General features: G+C 44.8%; 23 protein-coding genes. 17 read left to right on the top strand and 6 right to left on the bottom strand.

Annotation, left to right across the window (positions count from 1 at the left end; all coding sequences use genetic code 11):
- The first annotated feature begins 16 nt into the window (after window positions 1-16).
- The 5 genes from FLB61_RS02580 to FLB61_RS02560 all read left to right on the top strand — a co-directional run bounded on the left by FLB61_RS02580 (window position 17) and on the right by FLB61_RS02560 (window position 5810).
- Window positions 17-712, top strand: coding sequence for an ABC transporter ATP-binding protein (locus FLB61_RS02580; RefSeq protein WP_221919326.1), 696 nt, complete (start codon window positions 17-19; stop codon window positions 710-712).
- Complete coding sequence (locus FLB61_RS02575) at window positions 699-3209, top strand: ABC transporter permease (protein ID WP_221919325.1); 2511 nt, start codon at window positions 699-701, stop codon at window positions 3207-3209. Before FLB61_RS02580 ends, FLB61_RS02575 begins: the two co-directional genes overlap by 14 nt.
- A gap of 77 nt (window positions 3210-3286) precedes the next feature.
- Window positions 3287-4690, top strand: a complete 1404-nt coding sequence (locus FLB61_RS02570) for a PH domain-containing protein (protein ID WP_221919324.1) — start codon at window positions 3287-3289, stop codon at window positions 4688-4690.
- Window positions 4687-5058 carry a GntR family transcriptional regulator gene (locus FLB61_RS02565; RefSeq protein WP_087199782.1) on the top strand — a complete coding sequence of 124 codons (372 nt, stop codon included), beginning with the start codon at window positions 4687-4689 and terminating at the stop codon, window positions 5056-5058. The genes FLB61_RS02570 and FLB61_RS02565 overlap by 4 nt, the downstream gene beginning before the upstream one ends.
- A gap of 86 nt (window positions 5059-5144) precedes the next feature.
- On the top strand, window positions 5145-5810 hold the full coding sequence (locus tag FLB61_RS02560) for a helix-turn-helix domain-containing protein (RefSeq protein WP_221919323.1): 666 nt from the start codon (window positions 5145-5147) through the stop codon (window positions 5808-5810).
- Here FLB61_RS02560 and FLB61_RS02555 read toward each other — a convergent pair.
- Window positions 5783-6292, bottom strand: a complete 510-nt coding sequence (locus FLB61_RS02555) for a GNAT family N-acetyltransferase (RefSeq protein WP_221919322.1) — start codon at window positions 6290-6292, stop codon at window positions 5783-5785. The two genes, FLB61_RS02560 and FLB61_RS02555, sit on opposite strands and share 28 nt — an antisense overlap.
- A 168-nt stretch (window positions 6293-6460) precedes the next feature.
- Between FLB61_RS02555 and FLB61_RS02550 the strand changes: the two genes are divergently transcribed.
- From FLB61_RS02550 to FLB61_RS02520, 7 genes are all read left to right on the top strand, one after another.
- The gene (locus FLB61_RS02550; protein WP_221919321.1) at window positions 6461-7825 is read left to right on the top strand and encodes an MATE family efflux transporter; all 1365 of its coding nucleotides are present in this window, start codon (window positions 6461-6463) and stop codon (window positions 7823-7825) included.
- 91 nt (window positions 7826-7916) lie between these two features.
- Entirely contained in the window at window positions 7917-8774 is an 858-nt protein-coding gene (locus FLB61_RS02545; RefSeq protein WP_221919320.1) for a DUF5685 family protein, read from the top strand.
- Window positions 8755-9405, top strand: a complete 651-nt coding sequence (locus tag FLB61_RS02540; protein WP_087199773.1) for a J domain-containing protein — start codon at window positions 8755-8757, stop codon at window positions 9403-9405. Before FLB61_RS02545 ends, FLB61_RS02540 begins: the two co-directional genes overlap by 20 nt.
- Window positions 9396-9929, top strand: coding sequence for a hypothetical protein (locus tag FLB61_RS02535; RefSeq protein WP_221919319.1), 534 nt, complete (start codon window positions 9396-9398; stop codon window positions 9927-9929). Before FLB61_RS02540 ends, FLB61_RS02535 begins: the two co-directional genes overlap by 10 nt.
- A gap of 135 nt (window positions 9930-10064) precedes the next feature.
- Window positions 10065-10493 carry a MarR family winged helix-turn-helix transcriptional regulator gene (locus FLB61_RS02530; RefSeq protein ID WP_087199769.1) on the top strand — a complete coding sequence of 143 codons (429 nt, stop codon included), beginning with the start codon at window positions 10065-10067 and terminating at the stop codon, window positions 10491-10493.
- Window position 10494: 1 nt separating this feature from the next.
- Window positions 10495-11133 (top strand): YczE/YyaS/YitT family protein, encoded by a 639-nt coding sequence (locus tag FLB61_RS02525; RefSeq protein WP_221919318.1) that lies wholly within the window; start codon window positions 10495-10497, stop codon window positions 11131-11133.
- A 38-nt stretch (window positions 11134-11171) separates the two neighbouring features.
- A complete protein-coding gene (locus FLB61_RS02520; RefSeq protein WP_221919317.1) occupies window positions 11172-14357 on the top strand; it encodes a UvrD-helicase domain-containing protein in 3186 nt (1061 codons plus the stop codon).
- A 131-nt stretch (window positions 14358-14488) separates the two neighbouring features.
- Here FLB61_RS02520 and FLB61_RS02515 read toward each other — a convergent pair whose 3' ends face one another.
- From FLB61_RS02515 to FLB61_RS02505, 3 genes are all read right to left on the bottom strand, one after another.
- Entirely contained in the window at window positions 14489-14998 is a 510-nt protein-coding gene (locus tag FLB61_RS02515) for a nitroreductase family protein (RefSeq protein WP_221919316.1), read from the bottom strand.
- A 118-nt stretch (window positions 14999-15116) separates the two neighbouring features.
- Entirely contained in the window at window positions 15117-15779 is a 663-nt protein-coding gene (locus tag FLB61_RS02510) for a DUF1129 domain-containing protein (RefSeq protein ID WP_221919315.1), read from the bottom strand.
- Entirely contained in the window at window positions 15766-16113 is a 348-nt protein-coding gene (locus tag FLB61_RS02505) for a PadR family transcriptional regulator (RefSeq protein WP_087209914.1), read from the bottom strand. The genes FLB61_RS02510 and FLB61_RS02505 overlap by 14 nt, the downstream gene beginning before the upstream one ends.
- A 131-nt stretch (window positions 16114-16244) precedes the next feature.
- Between FLB61_RS02505 and FLB61_RS02500 the strand changes: the two genes are divergently transcribed.
- Window positions 16245-16976, top strand: a complete 732-nt coding sequence (locus FLB61_RS02500; RefSeq protein ID WP_221919314.1) for a class I SAM-dependent methyltransferase — start codon at window positions 16245-16247, stop codon at window positions 16974-16976.
- 82 nt (window positions 16977-17058) lie between these two features.
- On the opposite strand, the gene FLB61_RS02495 is transcribed toward FLB61_RS02500, so the two are convergent.
- Entirely contained in the window at window positions 17059-17736 is a 678-nt protein-coding gene (locus tag FLB61_RS02495; protein WP_221919313.1) for a YjjG family noncanonical pyrimidine nucleotidase, read from the bottom strand.
- 104 nt (window positions 17737-17840) lie between these two features.
- On the opposite strand from FLB61_RS02495, the gene FLB61_RS02490 reads away from it, so the two are divergent.
- From FLB61_RS02490 to FLB61_RS02475, 4 genes are all read left to right on the top strand, one after another.
- Entirely contained in the window at window positions 17841-18341 is a 501-nt protein-coding gene (locus FLB61_RS02490) for a GNAT family N-acetyltransferase (protein ID WP_087201467.1), read from the top strand.
- Window positions 18342-18564: 223 nt separating this feature from the next.
- Window positions 18565-19014 carry an Hsp20/alpha crystallin family protein gene (locus tag FLB61_RS02485; protein ID WP_221919312.1) on the top strand — a complete coding sequence of 150 codons (450 nt, stop codon included), beginning with the start codon at window positions 18565-18567 and terminating at the stop codon, window positions 19012-19014.
- Window positions 19015-19239: 225 nt separating this feature from the next.
- Window positions 19240-19641 carry a DUF4430 domain-containing protein gene (locus FLB61_RS02480; RefSeq protein ID WP_087201471.1) on the top strand — a complete coding sequence of 134 codons (402 nt, stop codon included), beginning with the start codon at window positions 19240-19242 and terminating at the stop codon, window positions 19639-19641.
- Window positions 19641-20147, top strand: a complete 507-nt coding sequence (locus FLB61_RS02475) for a hypothetical protein (protein WP_221919311.1) — start codon at window positions 19641-19643, stop codon at window positions 20145-20147. The genes FLB61_RS02480 and FLB61_RS02475 overlap by 1 nt, the downstream gene beginning before the upstream one ends.
- A gap of 86 nt (window positions 20148-20233) precedes the next feature.
- Here FLB61_RS02475 and FLB61_RS02470 read toward each other — a convergent pair whose 3' ends face one another.
- A complete protein-coding gene (locus tag FLB61_RS02470) occupies window positions 20234-21265 on the bottom strand; it encodes a LacI family DNA-binding transcriptional regulator (protein WP_087201474.1) in 1032 nt (343 codons plus the stop codon).
- Window positions 21266-21562 lie beyond the last annotated feature (297 nt).

Below are 21562 nucleotides of genomic sequence, written 5' to 3'. Positions count from 1 at the left end.
AAAGGAGGCAGAAGAGATGAGTCAATGGATCGTAAAAACAGAAAGTCTGAAAAAGTATTATATGTTGGGGAAACATACGGTAAAAGCGCTGGACGGTGTGGATCTTTTGGTAAAAGAACGAGAGTTTGTGGCGGTAATCGGAAAGTCGGGGAGCGGAAAGAGTACTCTTCTCCATATGTTAGGTGGTCTGGATGTTCCTACAGAAGGGGAAGTCTTTGTGGACGGACAAAAACTGTCCGGGATGAACAGGAACCAGCTGGCGATATTTCGCAGAAGGAAGGTTGGCTTTGTATTTCAGAGCTATAATCTGGTACCGGATTTGAATGTATATGAAAATATCGTATTTCCCGTGGAGTTAGACGGGGAAGTGCCGGATCGGGAGTTTGTAGAGGAAATCCTTCAGGTTTTACATTTGAAAGAGAAGGAAGAAGCTCTTCCGAATACTCTTTCAGGCGGTCAGCAGCAGCGGACAGCAATCGCGAGAGCGTTGACATCAAAACCATCCATTATCCTGGCGGATGAGCCTACAGGTAATCTGGATACATCGGCAAGCCATGATGTGATCCGTCTTTTGAAAACAGTGGCCAAGAGATTTCAACAGACGATCATCCTCATTACACATGACAATGATATTGCGCAGATGGCGGATCGGATCATCCATATTGAAGATGGAAAGATTGTGAAAGCGGGGGAGATGCATGATGGAGAATAATAACAAAAAGATTATCTGCCGCATGGCCATGAGAGCGCTCAGATATAACCGAAGAAGAAGCATCCTCCTGTTTGCGGCTGTAGCGCTGTCATCTTTTATGATCTTCAGCGTTTTTACGATAGGAAGTACCTACTATAAGATGACGCGTCTTCAGAATATTCGGATGAATGGAGCGGACTTCGATGCCGTGATGTATGGGGGATCTGAAGAACAGCTGGAAAAATGTAAAACAGATGAGGATGTGCGTGCGGTTGGCCTCGTAGGGGTAGCTGGTTACATTGAGGAGACGGAAGGGGACAAAACGGCTAATTTGGGCACTGTCTGGGCGGATGAGACATTCTGGAACGAGATGATGTCTCCTGCAAGAACTTCCGTAGAAGGAACCTACCCGCAGGAAAAAGAAGAAGTCATGGTAACAAGAAAGGCGTTGAAGACATGCGGGCTGGAAGACCGGCAGATCGGAGATTCTTTTCGGGCAGTCTATGTGGACGGAAAAGGACAGAAAAAGGATATGGAGTTCCGTATATGCGGAATTTGGGATGGATACGGAGACAAAAATGTGTTTTACATTTCAAAAGCGCTGTACGATACATGCGGCTATGAATTTTCCAGTGTGGTGTCCGGGAGATGTCACATCGATTTTGCAAAGACATTCCTAACGGAAAAAGAACAGCAGGAATTTCAGGAGAAGATGAAGCTTGATAAGCAGCAGGCTTTGATCTTTACGGAAGGAATGGCGGCATCCATTCCGATTTATTTCGGGATGATAGGAATCGTGATGATCACGTGTTTTTGCGCTTACTTGCTCATATATAATATTATGTATTTGTCTGTGGCCGGGGATGTTCGTTATTATGGTCTGCTTCAGACTGTCGGCATGACAAAAAAGCAGATCAGCACATTGATGAAGAGGCAGATGATGATTCTTGGAAGTGCAGGTACCCTGGCAGGTGTCTTATTGGGTGTAGCAGTGTCGATCGGTTTCATTCCGGTCATTTTAGGATCCCTGGGGATAAATGCAGACAAAATCGGAGGAGTACAGATTTCCATGCACCCTCTCGTCTTTCTTTTGACGGCGCTGGTAGCGGGCTGTACTGTCTGGATCGGCAGCAGGAAACCAGTGAGAATGGCAGTGCAGATTTCTCCTGTGGAAGCAGCTCGATACCGGGCGTCTTACGGGAAAAAGAGCAGAAAAAAGACGGGAAAAGGAAAAATTATCTGGCGCATGGCAAAAGAGCAGTTTCTGAAAGACCGGAAAAAGACAACAGTCATACTTTTGTCGCTGGCAGCAGGGCTTTCGGTATTTCTCTGCATGGTCACGATCATTGAAAGCCAGGGAGCACGCACAATCGTATCAAACTACATGGATATGGATTTGGTTTTATACAATGATACATTGAAAAAAGAAGATTCAGATAAATGGGAAAAACTCATGGATGACAGGTTTCTGGGGGAAATCAGACACAACGGGGGGATAAAGCAGGCGAATCCGCTTTATTTTGCCCGGATCGATGTCCCATGGGAGCCGGAATTTTCCGACCAGTGGATGAGAGAATTTTACGAGATGTGGATGTACGAGTCTTACGATCATGTAAGAGAATCTTACAGAAGTGGCACACTGGAAGACAATCTGTTCTGTATTGTCGGGATAGATGAAGATGAGTTTGACTATCTGACAGAGACATTAAATACGAAAGTAAACCGAAAAAAGTTTTTCAGTGGGAAAACCTGTCTTCTCTATCAGAATGGTCTGGATATTGCCGAATCTGATCTGAAAGGAAAGCGTGTAACTTGTACCGGATATGGAGATCCGGACAACAGGCGGACGTTTGAAATTGCGGGTCTCACGGGAGAAAATTATTACATGGCAGCGTCCCAGAGCAGAATGACGATTATTGTAAGCGCTGATACTCTAAAAGAGTTTCTTCCGGATGACCAGATTACCATATCCAGAATTGCGGTCCGCTATGAGAGAGAATACGATAGGCAGGCGGAGAAAGAGATGATGGAACTGGTCGGAAAAAGTCCATACGCCAAAGATTTTTCAAGTACATCGAAGATAGAGGAAAAAGAGATGGTAGAAGAAGCTCAGGGGAATCTGACGGAAATCGGGATCTGTATTGCGCTGATATTGGCATTTATCGGTATCCTGAATTATATGAACACAGTAACGGGAAATCTTCAAAACCGCCGGGTAGAGTTTGCCGTCATGGAAAGTATGGGCATGACACAAGGACAGATACGCGGCATGCTTATCATAGAAGGTCTTTTCTTTGCAGCGGGTTCTCTTTGCATTGCAGCGACTCTTGGGACGGGAATTACCTGGCTGATCTTTCAAGCGGTAAATTATCGGAATGTTCCTTTTGCGGTGCCGACTGGGCCGGTACTTCTCATGACAGCAGCGATTCTTTTGATCTGTACGTTGATTCCGCTTTTTGTATGGAACAGTATAGCGAAAAAAGGAAGCGTTATCGAAAGAATGAGACAGACAAAATAATATTTGGAACGCGGTGCAGTTCTATTGTAATCCCCTCATTTTTGTATTATAATAAATAATACAAAAGGAGGGGTCTTATGGATCAAATAAGGATCGTGCAGCTTATTTATTTGGGAATCTATCTTCTGTTGTGTGCCACATTCTACTGGACGTATATCCAGGAAGCAAGAACTCGGTTTGGGCATCCATTTATGGTACGTATCACAGCAGTGATGGCCAAAGAAGAAAGTGTCCAGGAAATACTGGGACAGTATAAAAAAAGAATTCGGCTGTTTTTCTTTGTATGCGTCTTCCTGGGTGCAATCATTTTCTTTCTTCCTCCTCAGTGGGGATTTGTGTGGATGATACTGTCTGGTTTTGTACAGATAATGCTTCCATCCAGGATCGAGAGAACATCAAGAAAGCGTCTTATGCTTCTGAAGCAAGAGAAACAATGGTTTATCCGTACAGAATCTCGACATAAGATTGACCTGAAACTTGACAGGAAAAGGTCTAACCAGTCGATGACAAGCAGATGGTGGTTTCTCATTCCTATTGCGATTCAGTGTATCGCCTTTGTATACTGTCTTGTTCAGGGAGAAGGCGGGAAGACGTTTGCTGCAGTCTGTGTACTCGGTCTCCTTATCATAGCGGCCGGAATCGGATTCATTCGCTGGCTGCCAAATAAGACATACTGCGAGGAGTCCACTGTCAATCAGAGGATGAACGGAAAGAAAAAAGCAGCAGCCAGCAGGGCATGGCTTTGGATCTGCAGTGGGGATGCGGTGTGGAATCTTGGCATTGCAGGATTTCTTTACAGTGAACGTCTGCAGTGCCTGTTTTTGGCAGGGGCAGCGCTCATTGTGGCTGTTACAGCGGCGATCCTTGCGTTGGCTGAGTATGGGAGAGAGAAGCAGTATGAGCTTGCCAGTGAAGTCGTGTATGAGTATGACGAGGAGGCATACTGGGATGTCGGCTGGTTTGGACTTCGATATTCCAATCCTTACGATCCTGAGGTTTTCAAAGAGAATAACAGCGGCGGACTTAACCTCGCAGTCAATCAGGCGGCAAGACAGGGGAAATGGATGACAGCTGGCATCATTTTGTTTTGTGCCGGAATTGCTCTGTTTGTCGTTTGGCAGTTTGCTTATCCAAAGTATCTGGATAAAAAAGGTCTTCTTGCGGATCTTGTGATAGAAGATGGAGTGATCCAAGTAACAGGTCCTCTGTATGATGCTAAGATTCCGAAAGAACAGGTTGTGGAGGCGGAGCTTACCGACGATCTGGGCGAGGGGATCCGGACGAACGGGTCGTCCACAGCATCTTATGGGAAGGGGAAATTCCGTTATGACAAATACGGGAATGTGAGAGTCTATCTTGCGTGGAAACACCGTCCGTATCTGGTACTCAAGACAGAGACGGACATCTATATCGTGAACGACGATGATCCAGCTCAGACAATCCGGATATACGAGGAGATAAAAGGAGGGAATGGATCATGATCATGGAACTGGACTACCAAAGCGAGGTACCGGTCTATCTCCAGATACGAAATGAGATCGTAAAGGGAATTGGAAGAGGGCAGATCGATTTCGGGGAACAGCTTCCCACTGTGCGTAGCCTGGCAGCAGACATCGGCGTTAATACGATGACTGTCAGCAAGGCATATAAACTTTTGGATCAGCAAGGGTATATTGTGACGGACAGAAGAAGAGGGGCTGTCGTCTGTGCCAAAAACCAAATGCCTGATTTTGCATCCAACGAAGGACACCGCAAAGAGCTTATATTGCTAGCAAGTGAGGCTGCGCTGGGCGGATGCAGCCGTGAGGAGTTTCTGGATATGTGCAGGGAAGCATATGTGGAAACCTAGAACGGGATAAAAGAAGTCGATGTCAAAAATATTTGATAGATTTTTTTGACTCTCCATGACATAATGAAGCCAAAGGAGGGGATGGGATGGATATTGGACAAAGACTGAAAGAGGCGAGAAAAAGGGCAAAGATCACACAGGAAACTGCGGCTGAGCGAATAGGGGTCAGCAGACAAACCATATCCAACTGGGAAAACAATCGAAGCTACCCGGACATTTTATATGTCATAGATCTGAGCAGACTTTACAATATCAGTTTGGACGAACTTCTGAAAGAGGACGAGAAGATGATGGCGTATCTGGCAGAAAGCACAGATGTGGTAAAGAGCAGAAAGGCGCTTGGAAGACGCCTGCTGCTCCTTACCGATCTGTTGATCTGGATGGGGTGTATTCTGATCTTCTGGCTGGGAGCAAAAGAAAATGCCATGGGCTACTCTATCTTGTTTCTGCATATTGTCTTCCCGGTGGTAATATTTGTAAGCTCCATTTTTGTCGGAAAGGACGATGGATGGAACGCGTACAAATGGCTGATGCTTCTGTTTTTTGGCGTTCTGTATATGCTTGTTCCGTATGCAACCTTTTCCATGGCAAACATGAGGACGTTTGATAAAGTAAATCTGCCTCAGCTCTCTGCCATGCTGCCGGGAATTCTTTGTGCTGCCGCCGGGATAGCGGCAGGGACCCTTGTGGAAAGAAGAAAGAAAAGAAGGGAATCTCAGAAAGATCAGAGGGGATCCTTCAGCCGCCCATAGACACAGAGATCGTAAATGTGCCCGTCTTTCCACACAGCGCGTTTCATGATTCCTTCCAGAACAAACTGATTTTTCAGAAGGACTTTTCTGGAGGCGGTATTCGGCTCATACACGAGGGCGGTAATGCGGATGATGTCGAGTTTGGCAAAAGCGATGTCACAAATCTGCCTTACCGCCTCTGTCATAATCCCGCGGGACCAGTTTTCTGTGGTAAGCAGATATCCGATCTCTGCGTCTTTTTGGTATACGTCAGATTTTTGCTCCACGGAGATATTTCCTACAATCTTTCCGTCCACGTTAATGGAACGGAAAATTCCGGAATGTCCTTCCTGCTCGCAGGCCATATTGAGCCACCAGGCGGCACTGTCCTCAGTGTAAGGGGAAGGCAGCCGGTTGGAAAGATAAGTACGGTCAACCCGGCTGCACACTTCACTCAGGCTTTTCTTATCGTCTAAAGACCATTTCTTTAACTCTATTTTCATAGCCAACCTCCGTTTCTGTATATTTTGATAATAAGTATAGCATATGTTCAGATTTTGTACATAAAAACTGTTTTTTGTGCAAAAGAATGTATTCTTTTCTATAGACATCTATCTGAGATATGGTATGATAGTAAACGTGCGAAAAAAGAGAGAAAGAAGGGTTAAATCATGGGGGGAACTAAGACCAATGATATGACGGTTGGGAATCCCGCAGGGCTGATCATCCGTTTTACGATTCCGATGTGTCTTGGGAATATTTTTCAGCAGTTTTATAATATTGCAGACTCTATTATAGCAGGACAGTTTATAGGAGTTGACGCGCTGGCGGCTATCGGGAGTACGGGATCTTTGATGTTTTTTGTAACAGGATGGCTGAGCGGACTGTGCAGCGGATTTGCCATTTTAGTATCACAGTGGTTTGGGGCCAAGCGGTATGACAGGATGCGTCACTATGTCGCAATGTCAATCTATCTGGCCGTTGCTTTTTCAGTTGTGATGACGGTTATTTTTGAGATTGCCAATGAGCCGATCCTTAGGTTGATGAATTCGCCGGAAGAACTGATGGGCGATGTAAAGGCATATATGGGAATCATCTATGCCGGGCTTTTGGTAACAGCTGCATATAATTCTCTTGCAGCCTTTCTAAGAGCGCTTGGGGATTCCAAGTCTCCGCTTTATTTTCTTATTATTTCTGCGGTAATCAATGTGGTGCTGGATATCGTCTTTATTGTCTGGTTTGGAATGGGCGTCGCAGGATGTGCGTACGCGACTGTCATCGCGCAGGGAATTTCAGCACTTTTGTGTCTGGTGTATATATGGAAAAAATTCCCAATCCTGCATCTTAAGAAGATGGATTTCAAGATTTCCTTACATAGTTTGGGACGTCTGCTGGCTCTTGGTATCCCGATGGGGCTTCAATTTTCTATCACAGCTATCGGAACGATCATCGTACAGGGAGCTGTCAATGTATATGGAGCTGTCTATATGGCCGGATTTTCAGCGGCAGGGAAGATCCAGAATATCGTTGCAACAGTATTTGGGGCTTTGGGAGCCACTATGGCTACCTATGTGGGACAGAACCACGGAGCCGGAAGGATGGATCGTGTAAAGAGCGGGGTAAGGTGTACGCAGATCATGATTCTGGTGTGGAGTTTCGTTACGATGGTCGTTATGTATTTCTTTGGAGAGTATATGACGTTCCTGTTTGTGGATCCGTCTGAGACGGAAGTGGTAGAGGTAGCAGTGCTATATTTCCACACGGTATTCTGGGCATATCCGTTTGTGGGAAGCATTTTCCTTTATCGGAATACACTTCAGGGTATGGGATACGGACTTGTTCCAATGCTTGGAGGTGTTTTCGAATTGGCTGCCAGAGCAGCGCTTGTGGCCCTGGTAGCTGGAAAAACAAGTTTTGTCGGAGTATGTCTTACTGATCCGGCAGCGTGGATCGCAGCACTGATTCCATTGATCCCGTATTATTTTTATATTATGAGAAAGCAGAAGCGGGAAATGGTCAGGGAAAACAATGTTTAAGGAAAATTTTATGGATATTTGGAGACGATTTTGCTAAAATATTTTGTATAGTGCCGAAAGCGGCGTGAATCAACAGGATCGGAGGAGACATATGTTTGGGTATGTGACGGTCTGTGAGCCGGAATTGAAAATGAAAGATTTCAGAAAATATAAGGCATATTACTGCGGATTGTGCCGTGTGCTGAAAGAGAAGTATGGGTTTTCAGGACAGATGACTCTTACTTACGACATGACTTTCGCCATCATTCTTCTGACCTCTCTGTACGAGAGCGAGACGCGGGAAGAGCAGCACCGCTGCAAGATCCACCCGGTAAAGAAACAGATGATGCTCCGAAATGAGATAACCGAGTATGCGGCAGATATGAACGTGCTCCTGGCGTACTACCATATGAAGGATGACTGGATAGATGAAAAGAAAGTGTCCGGGTTTGTGGGTATGGGAATGCTGAAGCGAAAAGCGGGAAAGATCATTTCCAAATATCCGAGACAAAGCAGAGCGATCCGCAGATCACTTTCGGAATTGTCAAAATGCGAGAAAGAAAACAGCATGGATCTGGACAAAACTGCCGGATGTTTTGGAAAATTGATGGAGGAATTCTTCGTCTACAAAAAAGATGTGTGGGAACAGACTCTCCGCAGGCTTGGCTTTTTCCTTGGAAAGTTTATTTATATTATGGATGCCTACGATGACCTGGACAGCGACCTGGAAAAAAACTGTTACAATCCGCTTAGGAAGATCTGGCAGCAGAAAGACTACGAGGAACAGATCCGGACGCTGCTTTGCATGATGATCGCGGAGTGCAGCGCAGAATTTGAGAAGCTTCCATGTCTTTTGGATGTGGACATTTTGAGGAATATCCTGTATGATGGAGTGTGGAACCGCTATAAGGCGATTCAAAAGAAAAAGAAAGAAGGAAAGGAACAGAACGATGTCAAAAAATCCCTATGATGTTCTGGGAGTTTCCCAGAATGCATCAGAAGACGAAATAAAAAAAGCATATAGAGATCTGACGAGAAAATATCATCCGGATGCCAATGTAAATAATCCGCTTGCAGATCTTGCGGAGGAAAAATTCAAGGAAGTGCAGGAAGCGTACGATCAGATTATGAAAGAGCGTTCATCCGGCGGAAGTACGGGCGGCTATTCTTACGGTTACGGCAGCAGCAGTTCCTCTTCCTACAATTCTTCTTATAACAATAGTCAGGATGCGGAGATGCAGGCGGTATTCAACTTTATCAACACAAGAAGATACCGGGAGGCACTGAATCTTCTGGACAGGATGCCGAACCGCACATCCATGTGGTACTATGCAAGCGGCGCGGCTAACATGGGAATCGGAAATAATATTGTGGCGCGGGAGCATGCGCAGCAGGCGGTCAATATGGAGCCAAACAATGTTCAGTATCGTCAGCTTCTGAATACCATCGACTGGAACAGCCGGAGATATCAGAACAATCCGTACGGAGGCGGATACGGAGGCGGAAACAGTTCCTGCGGAACAGGAAATATGTGCTGTGACTTATGGTGCGCGGATACGTTATGTGAATGTATGGGAGGAGATCTTTGTTCATGCATGTAAAACCAAAGACGATGGCTTTTGGAGGGCTGCTTTTGGCCCTGTCGGTTGTCTGCATGGCTCTTGGAAGCGTGATTGAGACGAACACGCTGTTCCTTCTGGCAGCGGCCTCCTATTTTGTGGGGATCGTGATCCGGGAATTCGGGATGCGGGTCGGTGCAGCGTTTTACGTTGCCGATGTCCTTCTCGGATTTATGACTGCGCCGAATAAGTTTTATGTCATTTCTTTTGCTGCCATGGGGTTTTATATTCTTATCATAGAAGCGGCATGGAGGCTTATGGCCAAGGATCACAGGATGCAGAAAACGGTAATCTTCTGGGTAATAAAGTATATTGTATTCAATATTATGTTTGTCCCGATGATTTTCTTTTTTCAGGAAGTACTCTTTGGAGGGAAAAGCCTGTCTGGTATGTTTCTTGTAGGGATTGTAGCGGCAGGTCAGATTGGACTCTTTATCTATGATCGGGCATATGATTATGTGCAGGCTCATATATGGACAAAATTTCGGGGCAGGATGTTCCGGTAATAAAAATGAAAATGTGTACAAGAAGGCAGAACTTTCCGTAAACCGGGGAGGGCTGCTTTTTTTCTTGACTTTCAAAAACAGTGAGAATATAATTTAATATAGTTTGCATTAAAACTAATTGCGAGGAGGAAACATATGGAGGAAAAAGAACTGCATTATCTTCTTCTTCTTGCGTTCAATCTGTCTAACAAGGCGATTGTCTCACGGACAGGAAGAGAGAACCTTATGCCAGGACAACCGAAAATTCTGGAGTTTCTGTTAGCCAGAGAAGGATGTACGCAGAAAGAAATTGGGGAAGGGTGTATTTTGGATAAATCGACAGTGACAAGCCTTCTGTCACGTATGGAGGAAAATGGTCTTGTGAGAAAGGAAGCAGGCGAAGCAGACAGAAGGATAAGCAATATTTTTCTCACGGAAAAAGGGAAAAAAACAGCGGAAAAAGTAAAGGAGATATGCGCCGGAGTCGATCAGGAGGCATGGGGCGATATCAGCGAAGAAGAAAGAAAACGGTTTTTGGAAACATTCAGGAAAATACTGTTGAATCTGAAGAGAGGGGAGAGATAAAATGGGGAAAAAATGTATTCGGTGTATTTGCTTTATGCTTGGAATTTTGATCAATTCGTTCGGCATTGCCTTTATTACAAAGGCCGCGCTTGGAACATCGCCAATCTCCAGTCTGCCGTATGTACTGAGTAAGAAATTTCCTCTTACATTGGGGCAATTTACCTTTGTGATGAATATGATTTTCATATTGATGCAAATCTTTCTTTTGAAAAAAGATTTTCAGAAGAGGCAGATTCTGCAGATCGGAGTAAATGTGATTTTCAGTGCCTTTATCGATATCAGTATGAATATGCTTGATGCGTTTGCTCCGTCCGGGGCTTCAGCGCAGATACTGTCTTTGCTGGCAGGATGTGTGATCCTTGCAATGGGGATCAGCATTGAGGTAGCGCCGAATGTTCTCCTGGTACCGGGAGAAGGCGTTGTGAAGGCGATATCTGCAGTAAGCAGAAAACGGTTTGGCACTGTGAAAGTGGTGTTTGACACGACACTGATCACATTGTCGTTTATCCTCTCACTGCTTTTTTTCCACAGATTGAACGGACTTGGCATCGGGACGGTCATTTCTGCACTGGCAGTTGGTAAAATCGTAAATCTTTGTAACCGGACAAAACTGATTGGCAAGATCAGGGCGCTTTCATGACAAAAACAGCCACATCGATGGAAAAGGAGAAAAGGAATATGACGTACATAGCGGATTTACATATCCATTCCCGATATTCGAGAGCTACAAGCAAGGACGGGACCCCGGAACATCTGGATCTTTGGGCCAGGAGGAAAGGAATACACATCGTAGGAAGCGGAGATTTCACGCATCCTGCATGGAGGGAAGAATTGAAAGAGAAACTGATGCCAGCAGAAGATGGGCTTTATGTTCTCAAACCGGAATACCGGATTCAGGACGGATCGATAGCAGACACGATGATCCCAAGGTTTGTCATCACAGGGGAGATCAGCTCCATCTATAAGCAGGGAGGAAAGGTAAGAAAAGTACACAGTCTGATTGTTCTTCCGGGAATTGAGGAGGCGGAGATATTATCAGAAAAACTGGCGGGCATCGGAAACATTCACTCCGATGGCAGACCGATTCTGGGGCTTAGCTGTCATGATCTTCTGGAAATCTTGCTGGAAACAGTAAGGGGCGCCATGTTTGTGCCTGCCCACATCTGGACACCGCATTTTTCTATGTTCGGAGCGTTTTCCGGTTTTGACTCGGTAGAAGAGTGCTTTTTGGATTTGTCTTCCCATATTCATGCTGTGGAGACGGGACTTTCCTCTGATCCTCCGATGAACTGGAGAGTTTCGGCGCTTGATCGCTATCAGCTGATTTCCAATTCGGACGCACATTCTCCGTCCAAGCTTGGGAGAGAAGCCAATCTCCTGGATATAGAACTGTCCTATGAAGGATTGAGAAAGGCGATAGAGGAAGGCGACGGACTTTGCGGGACGATCGAGTTTTTCCCGGAGGAAGGGAAATACCACCTGGATGGGCACCGCAAATGCGGGCTTTGCCTGACTCCGGCAGAGACAGAAAAATACAATGGAATCTGTCCGGTCTGCGGGAAAAAGATTACGGTCGGAGTGTCGCATCGGGTCGAGCAGCTGGCAGACAGGCAGGAAGGGTTTGTCCGAAAAGATGCGAAAGTATACGAAAATCTTATGCCGCTCCCGGAAGTGATCGGGACATCTCTGGGATATTCGCCGGCCAGCGTCAAAGTACAGAAAGAATACACAAACCTGTTGAAGCATCTCGGGGCTGAATTCGATATTTTAAGAACCATTCCGGAAGAAGAGATCCGCTCTGTCTCCGGAGGAATGATCGCCGAGGGGATCAGAAGACTCCGGGAAGGAAAGGCGGAAAAGATCCCGGGATTTGACGGAGAGTACGGGACGATCCGTCTGTTTCGGCCGGATGAGAGGGAAAATCTCAAAGGGCAGATGGATTTCTTTGGAATGCTTGGACTGCAGATGCAAAGAAACACAAAAAATAAAGAAGAGGAAGAAACTGCGGAGGGGAAAAAGGATCTATACTGCGATGAAAAACAGTTGGATATAGAAAGCAGTATGCCAGAAGCTTGTGCAGAAATACCAGGACTGAACTTGGAGCAATGTGAGGCAGTGAGGGCGGCTGAATCAAACATCGCTGTCATCGCCGGACCGGGGACGGGAAAGACAAAGACACTCGTCTCCCGCATTGTCTATCTTCTGGAACACCGGAAGATCAAAGCTTCGGAGATCACGGCGGTAACCTTTACCAATCAGGCTGCACGGGAGATGAGAGAACGGATTCAAACAGAACTTGCGAAAGACAGGAGGATCGGCAAAATGCAGATCGGTACCTTCCATTCGATTTGCCTGCAATTTCTGAAAAACCAGGGACTGGATGTCTTTTTGGCAGATGAAGAAGAACGAAAAGAAATAGCAAAAGAAATCATTGCCGAATACGGACTTTCCATCAGGCCAGACATGTTTTTGAATGAGGTGTCCATGTGGAAAACTCACAGAGGTCAGAAGGAACACTGTGAAAAAGAAGAGGCATTTTCGGATTATGAAAAGAGGAAGAAAGAAAAGGGGCGGATGGACTTTGACGATCTGCTTCTGGAAACATTGAGAATGATTCAAGAAAAGGAAGTAGGCGAAGGATGGGGAAAACCGTTCCGTTATCTGCTCGTGGATGAGTTCCAGGATATCAGTCCTGTTCAGTACGAATTGATCAAAGTGTGGAACAGAGCCGGGCGCGAACTCTTTGTCATCGGGGATCCGGATCAGGCTATTTACGGATTCCGTGGAGCCGATGAGAAATGTTTTGAACGGCTGAGGAAAGACTTCAAAAATCTGAAAGAAATCCGCCTGAAAGAAAATTACCGGTCCACACCAGAAATTCTCAGGGCGGCCCAGGACGTCATTTCCGAAAATCCCGGCAAAGACAGAACACTCCATTCCAATCAAAACGAAGGAGTTCCGGTCAGGATGATAGAGACAAAAGGGAAAATGGGCGAAGCCATCTTTATTGCAAAAGAGATCAACCGTCTGGTTGGAGGTGTTGGAATGTTGGAAGCACACAATGATTTGGGAAATAGACAAGGAAAACAAGTGAGAGGATTCAGCGATATAGCAGTCCTCTACCGGACACACCGGCAGGCAGAACTTCTGGAAAAAACCTTAAAGACAGAAGGAATACCTTATCAGATCGCCGGGCGGGAAAGCTTTCTCGAAAAAGAAGAAGTACGAGGCAGCATTTCCTTTTTCAAATATCTGGAAAATCCGGATGATGATTATGCAAAAGAAGAAAGTGTTCGATTACTGTGGAAAGATGAACTCCACCCTATATCAGAAGAAATCCTGAAAAAGACAAAAGAAAAATACGAAAAAAACTATAAAAAACAAAAACCAAAAAAATTTATGGAAACATGGATCGACGATATGAACCTGAAAAAATCAGACTCCATGCAAAAACTCACTGGAATGGCTGTATGCTATCGGACAATGCCGGAATTCCTCAATGCCCTGGAGCTCGGTGTAGAAAGCGACCTCAGACGATGCGCAGAACATGAATATACATCCGAAACAGTAACACTGATGACACTGCACGGATCCAAAGGACTGGAATTTCCGGTAACCATCATCTGCGGGGTAGAAGAAGGAACAATCCCACTGGAATCCGAAAACTATACAACCAACGAAGAAGAAGAAAGACGCCTCCTGTACGTAGGAATGACAAGAGCAAAAAAAGAATTGATCATGACAAAATCCGGAAAAGAAAGCATATTTACAAAAAAACTGGATGAAAAAACAGTCAAAAAAGAAATTGCTCCCGGAAAAAAGAAACCAAAAGAACAATACCATCAGATGAGTTTGTTTGAATAAAATAGGGGACGTGTTCCGGCTTGCCGGAACACGTCCCCTATACGTTCTGCTGCGTACAAAACATAGAAAATGTATTTGATGTAAATACAGTGATGCTGATTTTTTGCAGGATTTCTTGCGAAATGATAATTCTAATTGAGGTAGGTTACCCGTGCGGGATCAAAATATCCTCTTGCTGACGGTGTTTCAGCGGCTTCCCCGATTGCCACGATGGATACAGGGATGCTTTGAGTATGCAGGATTTCTTGCAATTTTTCGACGCGATCCATGGATGGATAGCAGCCGCACCAGCAGGTGCCGTATCCAAGAGCTTTTGCCTGGAGCAGGAGGTTTTCGATAGCAGCGCCGCAATCTTGCGGCCAGTATCCTGCGCAGACGCCTTCCTGCAGATCCGGGCGTCCGCATACGACGATAGCAGCAGATGCGGTGCGTAGCATAGTGGTGTATGGATGTGCTTCGGTAAATTTCTCAAGAATTTCACGGTTTGTCACAACGAAGAATTCCCATGGTCGGGTGTTGCGTGCACTTGGAGCCATCATGGCAGCTTCCAGTATTTTGTGCATGTCTTCATCCGGAATGATGACGCCCTCTTTGTATTTACGGATACTTCTTCTTTCTCTTATGGCATCTGAACAGTTCATAAAAGTCTCTCCCTTCTGACAGAAATAATAGTGAATGATTCTGTAAATAGTATAGCACTTTGGGAAAAAAGATGAGTATCTTTTTATGATAAAAGGAGAATCCTATCTAAGGAGTGTATCATTTATGCAGGAGTTCGCTCAGTCTGTAAGCGGCAAACAGTAAAAGTAACAAGAGGATTACATACCCAAAATGTACATAAAAGAGAACTTGACGAAACACAAAGGACGGCAAAAAGCAGATCAGCAGGATGGCCGTAAGGGAAAGCCATTGTTTCCACCAGTTTCCGTGAAAAGGTTCTTCTTTTTCAAATGAAGTTTTCGTAATGTACCAGACAATCCCCTGGGCAAGTGCGGCGATGAAGAAAAGGCTAAGGAGTGAACCAGCGTATACCGGAAACTCCGGAAGAGAATGCTCAACCTTCCATGCGGAAGAGAAGGAAGTCAAAGCCCAGATAGGAAGAAGCACTAAAAACTCAAGAAGAACTGAGTTTACCATGTTCCATACTTTTTCTTTTCTTGTCAGAGGCGGGAGTTCGGACACGATACTGTCGCAGAATGCCTTGTAGTCAGGACCGATCACATCCTCTGTCCGAAGATTTCTTCGCTCGCCTTCGAGTATCATATTCGTGATATCCTGACGCACAATTTCTACGCGGTATTCGCTGATATCAAAGGACTTGAGATATACGACAATGTCTGTCAATATGGCCTGATTTTCTTTGGATAACTGCTTTTCCAGAAGATTGTTTTCCCGGCGCAGCTCTTTTTCATTTCTTTTCATAGCGTTCCCCTCCTAAAGTATCCTGAAGCAGACAGGACACGGCGTTTGATAGCTCGTTGTAACCAGATACAAAATGGTGGAATTCTTCCATACCCTCAGCGGTAAGGGAATAATATTTCCGCTTCGGTCCCATATCGGACTGCCGGTAGGTGGCTGTGATCATCCCGTTTTTTTCCAGCCGCAGAAGAATGGGATAAATGGTTCCTTCGGTAATCTTCCCGAATCCGTACGACCCAAGCTGTTCTGAGATCTCATATCCATATGTTTCTTTCCGGCTGATGATTCCAAGAATGCAGCCTTCCAGTGTCCCTTTTAGCATTTGTGAAGAAATCATAGTGCGGCCTCCGTTTTATATAGTATTTTGCAATACAAAATACCTTTAACTATATTGTAATACAAAATACTAGAAGTGTCAATATGGATAAGTTATAATAATGGAAAGTAGCCAACGAGGAGGAAATTCTTATGAAGGAAAATAAATATGATGATGAGAAATTTTTTCAGAAATACAGTGAAATGAGCCGATCGAGATATGGACTTTCCGGAGCGGGAGAATGGGAACGATTTCGGGAAATGATGCCGGATTTTCAAGGGAAACGAGTCCTTGACCTCGGATGCGGATATGGTTGGCACTGCGCGTATGCGGCTGAGAAAGGCGCAGTATCTGTACTCGGAATCGATCTGTCGGAGAAGATGCTGGAGACAGCGCGAGAGAAGAATGCAGGGGAGATAATTGAGTACAGAAGATGCGCTATGGAAGATCTTGTGCTGGAAGAGGATTTTTTTGACGTGGTGCTGAGTTCCCTTGCTTTTCATTATGTAAAAGATTTCCCGGATCTTGTATCCAGGATCAAAGGGTGGCTTTGTTCAGGAGGAGCATTTGTCTTTTCCGTGGAACATCCGGTGTTTACAGCTTATGGAAATCAGGATTGGTATTACGGACCGGATGGAAGCATCCTGCATTTTCCGGTAGACAATTATTATTACGAAGGGAAAAGAGAGGCCGTATTTCTCGGGGAGAAAGTGACAAAATATCACAGAACGCTGACGACCTATCTGGATACACTCCTTCAAATGGGGTTTTCGATAAAACGGGTGGTAGAGCCGGAGCCACCACAGAGAATGATGGAGTGGCCGGGGATGAAAGACGAGATGCGAAGACCGATGATGCTTCTTATATCTGCTGTCAAGGAATAACAGTATCCAGGAAAGTCCCGCCCCAAAGGGCGGGAGAAACAGATACCGTATCGCAAAAACAGACAAGTCTGGGAAAAACAGATCACAAAATAGTGAGCAGCTCTTTGAGCGCGTGGATCTCATAGTCCGGCTGAATATCAAAATCCGGTTGGGAAAGTGCTGGATTGAACCAGACTGTCTGGATTCCGGCATTTTTTCCGCCTTTGATATCAGAGCTCAGGCTGTCTCCCACAATGACGCAAGATTCTTTGTAAAAATTTGGAATATGAGAAAAACAGTAATCAAAGTATTCCTTGAACGGTTTGTTGTACCCGATCTCTTCGGAGATAAAGAAATCCCGAAAATATCGGGAAAGCCCTGCGCTTTCGATTCGTCCTTTCTGAACGGCAGCAGTGCCGTTTGTCACGAGATAAAGCTGGCGGGAAGAGCAGAGAGTCTTCAGAATGTCTTCTGCATCGGGAAGAAAGCAGTGCCCTTGGCAAAGATAAGATTCGTAGATTTTTACAGCTTCATAAGGGGAAGCATCTGACCCGATCTCTTCGAAGAGAAGTTTATAGCGGCGAAGTTTTACCTCTTCCCGGGTAAGTTTTCCAAGCTCCAGAAGTTTCCACTGGGCAAGGTTCAGCTCGCTGTAGCGGCGGATCACGGCTTCCGACGGCTCGATGCCGAGTGAGGGAAGCGTGTGAAGAAGGGCGCTTCGTTCCGCCCAGTTAAAATCCAGAAGCGTATTGTCAAGATCGAACAAAATGATATCAAACATGGTACCACTACCTCCAAATAAAATGATCAGCGCCGGTAACGCTGAAAACAGTATAACATGATTTACCTGTGACAGGACAGACAGAAATGAAAGGAGAAATCTGCATGCTAAAGATCAGGAAAATGTATGAGAGTGATGCGGAACAGTTCTGCCGCTCTTTCTTGGAACAAGGGTGGCCGCCCAAAATGGAAATATTCCGGAATTATTATACTGAGCAGGAAAAAGCCGAAAGAAATGTCTTTGTGGCAGAGTATGAGAAGCGTCCGGTAGGCTACATTACTCTTCTTCCACACGCAAAGAACGGACCGTTTGCAAAGCTTGGATACCCGGAATTGACGGATTTCAATGTTTTGATGGCGTATCAAAAGAGAGGGATAGGGAGCCGTATCATGGATGAAGCGGAGAAAGCGGCCAGCGCCTACGGAGATCATGTCAGCCTGGCAGTCGGCCTTCACAGTGGGTATGGGGCGGCTCAGAGGCTTTATGTGAAAAGGGGTTATATTCCAGACGGAAGCGGTGTTTGGTACAGAAACGAGATATTGAAACCGTACACAACCTGCTGCAATGACGATGATTTGATTTTATATATGAGCAAGAAGATATAAGAAAAGCAGAGGTTATGTTTTCATTTAAGGTTCACAATTCTTTCACAAAATTATTAGCACTCAATGCTTGACAGTGCCAACAATAAGTGTTATATTACAGATAGAACAAAGGAAGGAACAAAAAAGAAAGGTTCCAAGTACGATGTTCGGAATCGACACTTCGGATTTCTCCGACAGTGCTAATAGAAAAATCAATTTGTCATGATGAAAGGAGATATGACTTATGATGATGCCTAGTATTTTTGGAGAAAACTTATTTGATGACTGGATGGATTTCCCGTTTGAGAAGGACTTTTTTGGAAGTAAAAATCCACTGTATGGAAAGAATGCAAGAAATATGATGAAGACAGATGTAAGAGAAACGGAAAATACGTATGAACTTGATGTTGACCTTCCGGGATTTAAAAAAGATGAGATCAATGCCCAGCTGAAGAACGGATATCTTACCGTTTCCGCAGCAAAAGGTCTCGATAAAGATGAGCAGGATAAAAAAGGAAACTATATTCGCCGTGAACGGTATTCAGGCAGCATGAGCAGAAGTTTTTATATCGGAGAAGGCGTGACGAAAGAAGATATTCACGCAAAATACGAAGATGGTATCCTGAAATTATCCATCCCGAAAAGAGATCATAAAACAGTAGAACAGAACAATCATATCGCTATCGAGGGATAAGTTCACAGACAGAACAGGAATAGAAACAGGCTGCAATTTATTGCCAGAGAAACGACTCTGTGGGAACCGGAAAACGGTTTGAACAGAGTCGTTTTTGCATGGCGAGAACCATGGAAAAAGCTGGACATGAGAAAAGATCTATAGTATAGTAGGGGAATGCCAGAAGCTCAGGATAGCGTGTCCTGTAGCCCGGCTGTTTATTTTATGAACAAGGAGGAAAAGAAGATGGAGAAAAAGCAGAAAAGGATACTTTTGATCGCAGCTTGTGTACTGGTAATCCTTATAGCGGCGGCCGTCATTTTGTACCAGAATTTCCGGCCAAAAGCGGAAAAAGGACAGAAAGAAGTAAGCATTACTGTGATCCATGGAGATAAAAAGGAAACATCATTTGAGTACAAGACAGACGCGGAGTACTTAAGAGAAGTGCTGGAGGAGCATGATCTGGTTAAAGGAACGGAAGGACAGTATGGACTTTTCATTACAGAAGTAGACGGAGAGAAAGCGGATGACAGTAAACAGCAGTGGTGGTGCATTACAAAAGGAGGAGAGCAGGTCAATACATCGGCGGATCAGACACCTGTCTCTGATCAAGATGAATTTGAACTCACGCTGAAGGAAGGATATTAATGAAAGATTCCGCAAAAATCAAAGTCAGGGACTATGCAATTCTGGCTGTATGCGCCGCTGTCTTGCTTGTTGTGCAGGTCGGACTGGCGTTTTTACCGAACATTGAGCTTGTATCTTTGCTTATTATGATCTATGCAAAGAGTTTTGGAAAGAAAGTTTTCTGGATCATCTATGTATTTGTGTTTCTGGAAGGGATTATCTATGGTTTCGGAATCTGGTGGATCAACTACTTGTATGTGTGGAGTATTCTGGCGGGAGTGGTACTTCTTTTAAAAAAGCAGGAGTCAATCTGGATATGGGCTTTGGTAGCTGGATTTTTCGGGCTTTTGTTTGGAGCCTTCTGTGCGATCCCATATTTTTTCGCGGGAGGGATGGGAGCAGGATTTGCCTACTGGGTGTCTGGGATTCCGTATGATATCCTCCATTGTATCGGAAATATCGTCGTCTGCATCGCCCTTTACAGGCCGATTTTCCGGATCCTCCCCAAACTGTACAAAACTGCATAAAGAGAGTTTCTGGAACAATATATGTGAAACACCAGAGCCAAGCTTTTGAAAAAAGTTTGGCTCTGGTGTTTTTTTAGCGCAAATATCTAGTGTTCTGTAGTCTCCCGGCGCAGCAGAACAGGAGTGACGACCTTATGAACAGGTTCGGTCAACGGTGTCGGTCTGCGTTTTTTCCTTTCGTTCATCTGTTCCACCAGCAGACTGACCGCTTCAAAAGCAATTTTATCAATCTGCTGTCCCACGGTACTGATGGACATGACTGCCTCACGGGAGATTGGGGAATCGTCGAAACCGACGATATAATAGTCATCCGGCAGTCTGCCGTATTTTCGTATTAAAAGATTGAGCAGCACATTTGCATTTGTATCGTTGGAGACAAAGATTCCTTTTTTCATGCCGGAATATTCGGCTTCGATTTCATCAAGTATCTCTCCCATATTCTTTTTCATTGTCTCGTACTCAGTCCCGATATCTTTGTATATAACACGCTGGTTCAGGTGTTTTTCTTCACACAGGTCGAGAAATCCTTTGATACGGCCATAAGAAGGGATGGAAGGGGAAGTATGTGTATTCAGATGAATCAGGATATCACAGCCGTGTTTGGCGAGCAGGCTGGTAGCCTGGACTCCTCCCATATAGTTATCCGTGTTTACGCTGGATACATATTTGTCTTCCCTCTCGATGGTCACGATGGGAATCGGCAGATCAGCCAGCTCTCTTGAAGGGATCGTAAAACTTAGGATCAGGAGCCCTTCGATTTTATAGGCGAGCAGTTCATCGATATATTGTCTTTCTGTCTCTTTTTCCCCATTTCCGATAAATACGAGAAATTTATAGCCGAACTGTTCGTAGGTCAGCAGGATTTGGGTTAGCATTTCCAAATGGTAATGATTGTGCAGAAATGGGATTACGATGCCGATGAATTCTGTCTTTCCGCTTGCCAGAATACGGGCTACTTTATTTTCTTTGTAGTCAAGATCCACAAGTGCCTGGGCGATGATCTCCTGGTTTTTTAAAGTAAGGGAATCCGGATTGTTAAAATATCTGGAGATCGTCGTCTTGGAAAAATTTGTATATTTGGCTATATCGTCAAAAGTTATATTTTTTTTTCGGTTCATAATGCTCTCCTTTCCCAGAAACGTAAATGTATAGAAGGACGCAATTCCGCGCGTCCCTGTATTGAGATATAGGTAGCTCTTCATGCCAAGTATAGCAGAAAAAGGAAGAAAGAACAATAAGTAATCGGTAAAGTAACCGGTTATGTATAAAGTGTATAATGGCCTGAATAGAAAACTGTCTATCATTCACAAACTTCCTTGTTTTCCTTGACATACTGGATATGCGATGCTATGATTGAAACATAAAGTAACCGGTTACTTAACTAGTTACATAAATTGACAAAATGATGGATGTGA

This window comes from Sellimonas caecigallum (assembly GCF_019754295.1).
Taxonomy (GTDB): Bacteria; Bacillota; Clostridia; order Lachnospirales; family Lachnospiraceae; genus Sellimonas; species Sellimonas caecigallum.
Note: the sequence above shows the minus strand (reverse complement) of the source record. Positions and strands in the feature narration are given on the sequence as shown.

Bases quoted from the DNA above. Each gene is read 5' to 3' on its own strand.
- FLB61_RS02580 (WP_221919326.1), top strand. From the start codon at position 17: ATGAGTCAATGGATCGTAAAAACAGAAAGTCTGAAAAAGTATTATATG.
- FLB61_RS02575 (WP_221919325.1), top strand. From the start codon at position 699: ATGATGGAGAATAATAACAAAAAGATTATCTGCCGCATGGCCATGAGA.
- FLB61_RS02570 (WP_221919324.1), top strand. From the start codon at position 3,287: ATGGATCAAATAAGGATCGTGCAGCTTATTTATTTGGGAATCTATCTT.
- FLB61_RS02565 (WP_087199782.1), top strand. From the start codon at position 4,687: ATGATCATGGAACTGGACTACCAAAGCGAGGTACCGGTCTATCTCCAG.
- FLB61_RS02560 (WP_221919323.1), top strand. From the start codon at position 5,145: ATGGATATTGGACAAAGACTGAAAGAGGCGAGAAAAAGGGCAAAGATC.
- FLB61_RS02555 (WP_221919322.1), bottom strand. From the start codon at position 6,292: ATGAAAATAGAGTTAAAGAAATGGTCTTTAGACGATAAGAAAAGCCTG.
- FLB61_RS02550 (WP_221919321.1), top strand. From the start codon at position 6,461: ATGGGGGGAACTAAGACCAATGATATGACGGTTGGGAATCCCGCAGGG.
- FLB61_RS02545 (WP_221919320.1), top strand. From the start codon at position 7,917: ATGTTTGGGTATGTGACGGTCTGTGAGCCGGAATTGAAAATGAAAGAT.
- FLB61_RS02540 (WP_087199773.1), top strand. From the start codon at position 8,755: ATGTCAAAAAATCCCTATGATGTTCTGGGAGTTTCCCAGAATGCATCA.
- FLB61_RS02535 (WP_221919319.1), top strand. From the start codon at position 9,396: ATGCATGTAAAACCAAAGACGATGGCTTTTGGAGGGCTGCTTTTGGCC.
- FLB61_RS02530 (WP_087199769.1), top strand. From the start codon at position 10,065: ATGGAGGAAAAAGAACTGCATTATCTTCTTCTTCTTGCGTTCAATCTG.
- FLB61_RS02525 (WP_221919318.1), top strand. From the start codon at position 10,495: ATGGGGAAAAAATGTATTCGGTGTATTTGCTTTATGCTTGGAATTTTG.
- FLB61_RS02520 (WP_221919317.1), top strand. From the start codon at position 11,172: ATGACGTACATAGCGGATTTACATATCCATTCCCGATATTCGAGAGCT.
- FLB61_RS02515 (WP_221919316.1), bottom strand. From the start codon at position 14,998: ATGAACTGTTCAGATGCCATAAGAGAAAGAAGAAGTATCCGTAAATAC.
- FLB61_RS02510 (WP_221919315.1), bottom strand. From the start codon at position 15,779: ATGAAAAGAAATGAAAAAGAGCTGCGCCGGGAAAACAATCTTCTGGAA.
- FLB61_RS02505 (WP_087209914.1), bottom strand. From the start codon at position 16,113: ATGATTTCTTCACAAATGCTAAAAGGGACACTGGAAGGCTGCATTCTT.
- FLB61_RS02500 (WP_221919314.1), top strand. From the start codon at position 16,245: ATGAAGGAAAATAAATATGATGATGAGAAATTTTTTCAGAAATACAGT.
- FLB61_RS02495 (WP_221919313.1), bottom strand. From the start codon at position 17,736: ATGTTTGATATCATTTTGTTCGATCTTGACAATACGCTTCTGGATTTT.
- FLB61_RS02490 (WP_087201467.1), top strand. From the start codon at position 17,841: ATGCTAAAGATCAGGAAAATGTATGAGAGTGATGCGGAACAGTTCTGC.
- FLB61_RS02485 (WP_221919312.1), top strand. From the start codon at position 18,565: ATGATGATGCCTAGTATTTTTGGAGAAAACTTATTTGATGACTGGATG.
- FLB61_RS02480 (WP_087201471.1), top strand. From the start codon at position 19,240: ATGGAGAAAAAGCAGAAAAGGATACTTTTGATCGCAGCTTGTGTACTG.
- FLB61_RS02475 (WP_221919311.1), top strand. From the start codon at position 19,641: ATGAAAGATTCCGCAAAAATCAAAGTCAGGGACTATGCAATTCTGGCT.
- FLB61_RS02470 (WP_087201474.1), bottom strand. From the start codon at position 21,265: ATGAACCGAAAAAAAAATATAACTTTTGACGATATAGCCAAATATACA.